Consider the following 9,364-nt stretch of genomic DNA (forward strand, 5'->3'; position numbering starts at 1 on the left):
TCAAGGCTATATCAGCCACCCAAATACGCCTCCAACACCTTCGGATTGTGCAACAAATTAGCCCCCGTATCAGTCAACACAATCTTCCCGGTTTCCAGCACATAACCATGCTGCGCAATCCGCAACGCTTGCCGCACGTTTTGTTCGACCAGCAAAATAGTCAGTCCGGTACGGTTGATTTCCACAACGATCCGAAAAATTTCCTGAATCATCAGCGGGGCCAGTCCCATGGACGGTTCATCGAGCAGCAATACGCGTGGCTTTGCCATCAGGGCGCGGCCAATGGCGAGCATTTGTTGTTCGCCGCCGGAGAGATTGCCGGCCAGACCTTGCTTGCGTTGTTGCAGTACCGGGAATAGCGAATAGACCCATTCCAGATCCTGTGTAACTTGCGCTTTGTCACTGCGGGTATAGGCACCCAGCGCCAGATTTTCAGCGATGGTCAGCGTGGTCAAAATAGCGCGGCCTTCGGCGACTTGCACTACGCCGCTTTGGACGATTTTGTGCGGCGATAGTTTGGTGAGGTCACGATCATCCAGCAATACTTTGCCGCGCGTCGGCTTGAGCAAGCCTGAGATCGCCAGCAATGCGGTACTTTTTCCTGCGCCGTTGGCTCCGACCAGTGCTGTGATTTCGCCTTCGTTGAGAGTCAGGTTAATACCTTTGACCGCCTCGATATGACCGTAAGAAACCGCCAGGTCTTGCACGCTTAAGATAGGCTTCATGACGCTTCTTCCTTACCCAGATAAGCTTCGATCACTTCCTGATTATTTTTGATTTGATCGGGCGTGCCTTCGGCGATGATGCGGCCAAAGTTGAGCACGGCGATGCGGTCGCACAAGCCCATCACAAAGCGCATATCGTGCTCGATCATAAAGATGCTGAAACCGCGTTCCTTGATGTTCAGAATCTCGCGCATCAACTCGGTTTTTTCGGATGGATTCATCCCGGCGACAGGCTCATCGAGCAGCAATAATTTCGGCTTGGTGGCAAGTGCCCGGGCAAACTCCAGCTTGCGTTGTTCGCCGTAAGACAAACTATCGGCCAGCGTGTGCGCCTTGTGGTCGAGACGTACCCACGACAATAATTCCAGCGCTCTTTCGCGTGCTTTGGCCTCGATATTGCGATAGCCGGGCAGATTAAGCAGCAAGCCGACGATGCCGTAATCCATATGATCGTGCATGCCGACGACGACGTTTTCGAGCAGCGTCATTTCCTTGAACACGCGGATATTCTGGAAAGTACGGGCGATCCCGCGTTCGGTAATTTTATGCGGCGCAACTTTGCCGATATCCTGACCGTCAAAGGCAATATTGCCGCCCGAGGCGCGCAGCAAGCCGGTGATCAGATTAAAGACCGTAGTTTTGCCTGCGCCGTTAGGGCCGATCAGACCGAAGATACCGCCTTGCGGGACGGTCAGATTGACGTCTTGTAAGACTTGCAGGCCGCCGAAATTTTTGCTGAGATTGTTAAGTTGTAGCATCAGCTTGCCTTTCCAGTCTGCGCGCTTGGTTTGTTTTTTCTGAAAAGATTACGCATCCGGCGCGGGTCCCAAATGCCCTTCGGCAAATACAGAATCACCAGCACCAGAATGATGCCATTGGCTGCCAACCGGAAATCTTTGAAATGACGCAGTACTTCCGGCATCAACGTCAGCAAGGTCGCGCCCAGAGTCGGTCCGATCAGATTGCCAGTACCGCCGAAGACCGCCATCGTCAGGATATCTACGGCGTTTTCAAACGCATAATTTCCCGGCCCGATCGTAAAGGTGTAATGCGCGTTAAGCGCACCAGCCACACCAGCGATGGTCGCGCCGATCACAAACGCCAGCAGCTTGTATCCGGCCACATTGACGCCCATTAAACGGGCTGCGATTTCATCTTCTTTAATGGCCTCAAATGCACGCCCGATTTTGGAGCGTCGGATGCGTGCCAATACATACAACGTGACCGCCAGCAGCAACACGATATGCCACCACTCGGTTGTCGGAGGAATGCCATTGAGCCCCATCGGGCCGCCGGTAATATCCATATTCAGCACCACCACCCGGACGACTTCGCCAAAGCCCAGCGTCGCCATCGCCAGATACACGCCCGACAAACGCAGGGTCGGGATGCCGATAATCAGCGCCACCAGCGCCGGTAAAGCCCCACCCACCGCCAGCGCTACCGGAAACGGCAAGCCGGTGTTCATGCTGATTAAGGCTGCAGCGTAAGCGCCTATCCCCATGAACGCCGCATTTGCCAGCGACAGTAAACCGCACGATAGCGTGACGTAAATTGATAGCGCCAGCATCGCATTGACGCCGACGCTGAACACCACCGTGTTATAGGTTGCCCAGAAACTCTCCCACCATTCCATGAAGCTCATCGGTTACGCCTTTCTTTCCAGCACTTTGCCGAACATGCCTGAGGGCCTGACCAACAAGATCAAAAACAGTAAACCGAAGCCAACCGCATCGCGAAAGTCGCTCGAAATATAGGCCACCGTCAACACTTCCGCGAAGCCCAGAAACAGCCCGGCGATCATCGCGCCACGGATATCGCCCATGCCGCCCAGAATGATCACAGCAATCCCTTTATGCAGCATCGGCTGCCCCATAAACGGCGTAATCGCATTGAACGACAAACCAACCAAAACGCCCGCCGCGCCACCCAAAGCCGCCGCCGCAAATGACGTCAGATAAAACAGACCTTCAACATTAATGCCCAGCAGATATGCCGCCTTTGGCGACTCCGCAATGGCGCGCAAGGCGCGTCCCAATTGCGTGCGGCGCATCACGACCAGCAACACCAGCATGAGCACAAACGAAATGACGACGATGCCAATCTGCACGGCTGTCAGGTGCACGTTACCGAACGTAAAACTGTCTTCCGGGATGATCCCCTGCGGAAAACGTTTGTTTTCAGCGCCAAACAAACCTTGCGCAACATTCGTCAAAATAATCGCCACGCCGATGGTCGCAATCATAGGTGCCAGATGCGGTGCATTGCGTTTGCGCAGAGGTCGCAACACCACATAATCGACTACCAGACCGATCACGCCCGATCCCAGCATCGCCAGCAACATTGCCAGCCAAAGCGGCAGCGCTAATTGCTCGACCAGCAGAAGCGCCATATAACTACCTAGCATAAAAATCGCGCCGTGCGATAAATTGATCACGCCGAGTACGCCAAACACCAGCGTGAAACCTAGCGCAAAGAGGGCATATACACTGCCCAGCGTAAGCGCGTTAATAAGTTGTTGTTCGAGCATAGGGAAAATCTTTATAGGTATCGCAAAAAGAGCAGAAAGGAAAAACCAAAGCGAAAGGCACGCCGATGTTATCGGTGTGCCTTTTTATACTTCTTTGCAGCAGAAAAATTTACTTCAACAGAACGAATTTCCCACCTTCAGCAATATTCACAATCGCTTCTTGCTGCGCGTCATAACCGACCGGTTTGCCGCCTGCTTCGGGTGCTTTGCGGAAAGCAAAGCTACCAGTTGCGCCCGCAATTTTCACCGCTGGCAACGCATCGCGCAAAGTGATCCGATCAGCCGCTAATGCACCGCTTAACTTCACCGTCTTGAGTGCTGCTGCGACGATATATAACGCATCGTAAGCCTGCGCCGCAAACTGATCAGGGTCGGTGCCGAACTTTGCCTTGTAGGCCGCAATGAATGCTTTGTTTGCTGGCGTCATGTTCTCCGCCGACCATGGGCTGCCCATGATGGTGCCGTCACCAGCACCTTTGGCAATCTCAAACAGCTTAGGTGAATTCAAGCCATTGCCGCCGATAAACGGTTGCTTCATGCCGAGCGCGCGGGTTTGTAAAATGATGTTCGCCGCTTCTTCAGTCAGGCAAGAGCAGACGATAGCATCAGGATTGGTGGCCTTGATCTTGGTCAACTGCGCCTTAAAGTCAACATCGCCCTTGGCATATGCCTCAGTGGTCGTGACCGGAATGTTTTGCGTAGCCAGCGTCGCTTTAAAAACGTCGTAACCGCTCTTGGTGAAGGCATCGTCATTGCCATAAATGATGGCGACTTTTTTGATCCCGAAATGCTTCACCGCAGCACGCGTGGTTACCGGCAAAACGTCGGCTTCCATCACTGAGTTACGAAACGTAAAAGGTCCCATCGCGGTGATCCCGTCGGCGGTATTGCTGGTACCAAAAGCAACTACTTTCGATGCATTCGCAATCGGGTCGGCTGCAAAAGCTGAATTGGATAAAGTCGGGCCAAATACCAGCAACGCTTTATCCTGGAAAATCAATTTTTTAAAGACGTTAATCGCCTCTTCTTTTTTGCCTTGCTCGTCTTCGATGATCAGGACTAATTTGTCGCCGTTGACGCCGCCCTTGGCGTTGACCTCTTCAGCTGCCAAGGTAAAGCCGTTTTTGATGGCAACGCCGTATTTGGCCGCCGGGCCGGTCAGCGCTGCAGCCAGACCGAGTTTGACATCAGCGGCCAGCGCAGAATGCGCCAAGGTTGCGCCAAGTACCAGCGCGGTCAATGTTTTGAGCATGGGTGTTAATTTCATTTGGAGTTCTCCCTTTGTGGTGCGAATTCTTGGTGTTTTTTGCGTTTATTGTGCGTGTACGTGAGGTGTACGCATGTTCCACTATTTCATAGCGGTGGGAGAGTATAAAGGACTTTTTAAGTTAGGACTTATGCAAAATCGCCCCGGCGACGTTGTGCGCACCTCTGGGGATTTTGGAGGTGATCCATCAACATAATCAGACTCATCGGAAACAGACCGCCGGTTTCAATCCCCGGCAACACCGGCCACAGCAAAAAATGTTAGCCCTAACAAGGCAAAGCCGATAAAGCCGATGGTGATGCACTGCAGCAGCATGAACAGATACGGTTGTGGGTGAAGGCTGGAATTGTCATGCCGTGCAATCTGTAGCAGATAGCACTGGTTATGCATTTTTAGCAATATATCGATTTTTTTAATCTCCCGGCTTAACTTGCTCCATAGAAACTCGTTCAAATGACAGATTTGTAATTACTATGCGTTATTAACGTTTCAATAGCTACATAGGCATACCTAAATAAGCATGCCTAAAACATTATTCGTTATTGATGGCAAGGTCATTCTTGTGTATTATTGGCTCACGACTCACCCCTCGACCGTCTTGCCAGGCTAGATGCTCTTGGGGCGACAGGCCGCCTCCGGGCGGCTTTGTCATTTTCAGAGGATATTTTTGAAAACCATCGTCTACATTGACGGCTACAACCTTTATTACGGTTTGTTGCGCCGATCTCCGTATAAGTGGCTGGATCTATATAAGCTATTTCAGCAACATGTCTTAGACGATCAGGCTGATGTCGTTGAAGTGAGGTATTACACCGCACCGGTCCTTGGTCGGATGTGTGATGATCCGAATTCTCCCAAGAGGCAGCGGACATACTTTCAGGCATTGCGCAAAATGCCACCGCACAAAGTCACTATTATTGAAGGTAAGCATCTTGCCGCAACACCATACCAGCGTCTGGTCAGGCCTCTGCCAGCTGCTCCTGAGCTCAAACAAGTGCAAGTCTATGCTTTTACTGAAAAACACACGGATGTTAATCTGGCATCAGATTTGATTACGGGTGCCTGGACCCAGGCATATGAACAAGCTGTGATCTGTACTAACGATACTGACATCGTTGGCGCTCTTTCTGTAATCCGCGACCATCATCCTGATTTAAAACTGGGCTTGGTCGCGCCGATTAAAGGTAACGATCACAGAAAGATGGCATTTGATCTTGTGCAAAAAACTGACTGGGCAAAGATCCTCAGCCCGGTGCATCTTGAAAACGCATTATTTCCCGATAAGATACCCGGCACAGCGATACGCAAGCCCGATGAGTGGAGGATCGAAGCAAAGATACCCGTTAATGAATCGTCACCCACATGTCGCAATGATTGAGCCGGACGAGTCACCCGGGCACTAACCTCCGTGACTCATCTTTGCGAAAAATCCTTACCCCAATTCCGCCCGCAAATGCGCAATCGCCAACCGCACCTGACGCGGAGCAGTCCCACCAATATGATCGCGCGCGGCAACAGAGCCTTCCAGCGTCAAGACCTCAAATACATCCCCTTCAATCAACTTAGAGAATGCTTGCAGTTGCTCTAAAGACAGATCACTCAAATCGCAACCCTGATCCACGCAATGGCGCACAGTCAATGCCACGGCTTCGTGCGCGTCGCGGAATGGCAGCCCTTTTTTGACCAGATAATCAGCCAGATCGGTAGCAGTCGCATAGCCCTGCAAGGCAGCGGCACGCATGGCTTCTGGCTTGACGGTAATGCCGCTGGCCATGTCGGCGAAGATGCGTAGCGTGTCGGTCAGGGTGTCGACGGTGTCGAATAACGGTTCTTTGTCTTCCTGATTGTCTTTGTTGTAGGCCAGCGGCTGGCCTTTCATCAAGGTCAACAGAGCGATCAAATGACCGTTGACGCGGCCGGTTTTGCCGCGGGCCAGTTCAGGTACGTCCGGGTTTTTCTTTTGCGGCATGATCGATGAGCCGGTGCAGAAGCGGTCGGCGATATCGATGAAGCCCACACGTGGACTCATCCAGATCACCAATTCTTCTGACATGCGTGAGATATGCGTCATCACCAGCGCAGCTGCGGCGCAAAATTCAATCGCAAAGTCGCGATCCGAGACGGCATCGAGCGAGTTGCGGCAAACGTCATCAAAACCCAGCGTGGCGGCAACGCGTTGACGATCAATCGGGAACGTAGTGCCAGCTAGCGCGGCTGCGCCCAGCGGCAGGCGGTTGACGCGTTTGCGACAATCTTGCATGCGCTCGGTGTCGCGCCCGAACATTTCGACGTAGGCTAAAACGTGGTGACCGAAGGTGATCGGTTGCGCCACTTGCATGTGGGTGAAGCCGGGCAAGATCGTGTCGGCGTGTTGCTCGGCTAGCGTCAGCAGGGCTAAGCGCAGGTCGCGCAGCAAACCGCAAATGTCGTCGATTGCGCCGCGCAAATACAGGCGGATGTCGGTTGCGACCTGATCGTTGCGGGAGCGTCCGGTGTGCAAACGCTTACCGGCGTCGCCAACTAGTTCGGTGAGGCGTTTTTCGATATTAAGATGGACGTCTTCGAGGTCTAGCAGCCATTCAAACTTACCAGTGCCGATTTCGTCTTGAATCTGGGCCATACCTTGTTTGATCGCGGCAAAATCGTCGGCATTGATGATGTTTTGGTGTGCGAGCATGTCGGCGTGTGCCAGTGAGCCTTGTATATCGACTTCAGCCAGACGTTTATCGAAAAATACCGATGCGGTGTAGCGTTTGACGAGGTCGGAGACTGGTTCGGAAAAGCGCGCAGACCAGGCTTCGGCCTTTTTGGAAAATTGTTCTGTCATGGTATTGGATGGTGTGAGGATTCGATGATGGTGTCATCAATTGCGTAAAAAATCGCACTGATTTATCCCTGAGGTAATGCGCGATTATAAAACAAGCTTGCATTTTTCCTGTGATTGAGAGGGATAGATTTCAATTTTTTTGTTGTTAAACAGTCTTCGCAACAGAGTTTGTATTGTCATTTCAGCACTGTTTTACTCTTTGGAATTTATGCTTGACGACTTTAAGAAAATCGGTCGGTTGCTAAAATACGACGATATTGGACATTCATAAGTAATTAGTTTCATTTAATTAAAAATATTTCTTTGAATGTTACTATTTGTAAATAATGATACTTTTAATTATGCAACTTTTGCATTTTGCATCCTCTCCGGTAACTAGCCCAAACAATGGAATCTTAAATGATTAACAATAAAAATACTCTAATGTCAATTGCTGTTGCTTTGGCATTAGCCGCATGCGGAGGAGGAGGATCATCATCCCCAGCAGCGACGGCGGCACCATCGACTGGATCTGGCACGGCGGTTGACGGCTACCTCAGCGGCTCAGCGGTGTTGTGCGATACCAATAAAAATGGCGCGACGGATACCGGTGAACAAGTTGTGCTGACCAATAGCGCGGGTAACTTTACATTTTCACCAGCTTGCACGAGTAACATCGTTGTCAGTGGCGGTACAAACATCGATACAGGTCTGCCATTTAACGGTGTCTTGAAAGCACAGGCAGGTAGCACTGTTGCAACACCATTGACTAGTTTGATGGTCGATGCAGGTTTGACTTCTGCACAGATTGCCGCCTTCGTCGGTTTGCCGGTTGGTTCCGATCTGACCAAACTCGATCCTGCTGCGGCAGGCAATGCGGATGCCCTGAAGAAGACGCTGGCGTTGCAGCAGATCATTCAGCAAACGACCAATACGATTTCCGGGCTGGGTCAAAATTCAACAACTACCTCGCTCCAGGCGGTCTATCTGGAAGTCGTTAAAGCGGTGGCGGCAACGCTGCTCGCTAATCCGACCGCTTCATTGATCGATGCTAGCGGTAACGTCGCCAGCGGGTTAGTCAATAGCGTGGTGCAGCAATCGGTCACTAACGTGACAACTTCCTCAAATACAGTGTTAGCAACGGTGAAGACCGTAGTGGCAACATTGAGTCCGGCGCGCGTCGCTGGTGTGGCGGCAGCAGCGATTACGGCTCAGGCACAAACCCTGGCAACCACGACTTACTCGCCAGCTCTGGTGACTTCGTTGCAGTCGGATGTTACGATCACCAATACCTTGACCGCTGTAGCAACCTTGTTAGTGCCAACTAATCTGCAAAGCGTTGCCAGTGTTGCTGCTGCGTTGACGACGCTGTCCTCTGCAAATACCTCACTGACCAGCACGCCTCAGTCAAAAGCTGCAGCGGCAACGGCGTTAAATACGCAAGCTAGTAACGTTGGTCAGACCATTAATGCGAGCACTCTGAGCGCGCCGACTAATTATCTGTCCATCGTCAACGATCAGATTGCCATTAACGGCATCACCTACACACTTGACCAGTTCAATGCGGGTATGGTGGCTACTTCGGCGGCGAATGCTTCTCTCGATACTTTCGCCTTTTCGTTGCTGGCGAAGGGTAATCCAATTCCTGCAAATGCCAGTAACGTCAGAACTGAAAACATCAAGGTAGCGTTAGAACTGTCGGACACGGTCGCCAGCAAACGCTCACTACAAGTCATCATTGATACCGTGACGATATCGATTGATGCAAACGGCAAGCTTTCGATCTCTGTACCTGCTACTGCCAAAGTGTATATCTATGGTCAGACCAGCAGCAATGTCATGGCCAATCTGACGTTGACCAATCTGGCTACCGACCTGGTCGCTGTTGATGCCAATAATGCTGTGAGCTTCAATATGGGCAGACTATTTAACAAGATTGTTAATGGTAATAATTCTGTATTGTCAAACTTGCAGTACCTCAAAGGATCGATTCGTGCTTGTCCGTGGTACTCGGCATAGAACTACTGAGTCGGAGA

At 51.5% G+C, this 9,364-nt stretch carries 9 protein-coding genes; 2 read left to right on the plus strand and 7 right to left on the minus strand.

The window, feature by feature from the left end; all coding sequences use genetic code 11:
• Positions 1–11: 11 nt before the first annotated feature.
• The 6 genes from ACVBEF_RS02950 to ACVBEF_RS02975 all read right to left on the minus strand — a co-directional run bounded on the left by ACVBEF_RS02950 (position 12) and on the right by ACVBEF_RS02975 (position 4,975).
• The gene (locus ACVBEF_RS02950; RefSeq protein WP_447122449.1) at positions 12–725 is read right to left on the minus strand and encodes an ABC transporter ATP-binding protein; all 714 of its coding nucleotides are present in this window, start codon (positions 723–725) and stop codon (positions 12–14) included.
• On the minus strand, positions 722–1,483 hold the full coding sequence (locus ACVBEF_RS02955; protein ID WP_447122450.1) for an ABC transporter ATP-binding protein: 762 nt from the start codon (positions 1,481–1,483) through the stop codon (positions 722–724). Before ACVBEF_RS02955 ends, ACVBEF_RS02950 begins: the two co-directional genes overlap by 4 nt.
• Complete coding sequence (locus ACVBEF_RS02960; RefSeq protein ID WP_447122451.1) at positions 1,483–2,370, minus strand: branched-chain amino acid ABC transporter permease; 888 nt, start codon at positions 2,368–2,370, stop codon at positions 1,483–1,485. The genes ACVBEF_RS02955 and ACVBEF_RS02960 overlap by 1 nt, the downstream gene beginning before the upstream one ends.
• A 3-nt stretch (positions 2,371–2,373) precedes the next feature.
• Entirely contained in the window at positions 2,374–3,255 is an 882-nt protein-coding gene (locus tag ACVBEF_RS02965; RefSeq protein ID WP_447122452.1) for a branched-chain amino acid ABC transporter permease, read from the minus strand.
• 109 nt (positions 3,256–3,364) lie between these two features.
• Positions 3,365–4,522 (minus strand): ABC transporter substrate-binding protein, encoded by a 1,158-nt coding sequence (locus ACVBEF_RS02970; RefSeq protein WP_447122453.1) that lies wholly within the window; start codon positions 4,520–4,522, stop codon positions 3,365–3,367.
• A gap of 225 nt (positions 4,523–4,747) precedes the next feature.
• A complete protein-coding gene (locus ACVBEF_RS02975; RefSeq protein ID WP_447122454.1) occupies positions 4,748–4,975 on the minus strand; it encodes a hypothetical protein in 228 nt (75 codons plus the stop codon).
• Between the two features lie 214 nt (positions 4,976–5,189).
• Here ACVBEF_RS02975 and ACVBEF_RS02980 point away from each other — a divergent pair, with 214 nt between their 5' ends.
• Positions 5,190–5,900 carry an NYN domain-containing protein gene (locus ACVBEF_RS02980; protein ID WP_447122455.1) on the plus strand — a complete coding sequence of 237 codons (711 nt, stop codon included), beginning with the start codon at positions 5,190–5,192 and terminating at the stop codon, positions 5,898–5,900.
• Between the two features lie 54 nt (positions 5,901–5,954).
• On the opposite strand, the gene argH is transcribed toward ACVBEF_RS02980, so the two are convergent.
• Entirely contained in the window at positions 5,955–7,349 is a 1,395-nt protein-coding gene (argH, locus tag ACVBEF_RS02985) for an argininosuccinate lyase (protein ID WP_447122456.1), read from the minus strand.
• Positions 7,350–7,748: 399 nt separating this feature from the next.
• On the opposite strand from argH, the gene ACVBEF_RS02990 reads away from it, so the two are divergent.
• A complete protein-coding gene (locus tag ACVBEF_RS02990) occupies positions 7,749–9,347 on the plus strand; it encodes a hypothetical protein (RefSeq protein WP_447122457.1) in 1,599 nt (532 codons plus the stop codon).
• Positions 9,348–9,364 lie beyond the last annotated feature (17 nt).

It is taken from the genome of Glaciimonas sp. GG7 (assembly GCF_052976905.1).